Origin of the sequence: Limosilactobacillus pontis DSM 8475 (assembly GCF_001435345.1) — a bacterium.
GTDB lineage: Bacteria > Bacillota > Bacilli > Lactobacillales > Lactobacillaceae > Limosilactobacillus > Limosilactobacillus pontis.
Genome location: NZ_AZGO01000035.1, coordinates 1 through 574, shown reverse-complemented (window position 1 = coordinate 574; position 574 = coordinate 1). Strand labels below are relative to the sequence as shown.

Genomic DNA, 574 nt, shown 5'->3' with positions numbered 1-574 from the left:
TTCACGTGTCCCGCCGTACTCAGGATCCTGAACTGAGGGTGTAACGTTTCGTCTACTGGGCTCTCACCATCTCTGGCACAGTTTCCCAACTGTTTCGACTACGTCGCACTTTGGTAACTCAAATGTTCAGTCCTACAACCCCAGTGAGCAAGCTCACTGGTTTGGGCTCTTCCCCTTTCGCTCGCCGCTACTCAGGGAATCGATGTTTCTTTCTCTTCCTGCAGCTACTGAGATGTTTCAGTTCACTGCGTCTACCGCTTGCCAGCTATAGATTCACTGGTCAAGCAAGCACCGACTAAGGTGCTTGGGTTTCCCCATTCGGAAATCTCCGGATCAAAGCGTACTTACCGCTCCCCGAAGCATATCGGTGTTTGTCCCGTCCTTCATCGGCTCCTAGTACCAAGGCATTCACCATGCGCCCTTCATAACTTAACCTTGATGACCACTTAGTGGTCATCTCAATTAATTGAGTTAGCGATTATTTCGTTAATAAAACTCAAATAACGCGGTGTTCTCGGTTTATTGTTTTTAATAAATAAAGAAATTAGATATTATTTAGTTTTCAAAGTACAAG

At 45.8% G+C, this 574-nt stretch carries 1 rRNA gene; it reads right to left on the bottom strand.

From position 1 onward, the window contains the following. Positions 1–435, bottom strand: a 23S ribosomal RNA gene (locus FD34_RS02190); the annotation flags it as partial. Positions 436–574: the final 139 nt, after the last annotated feature.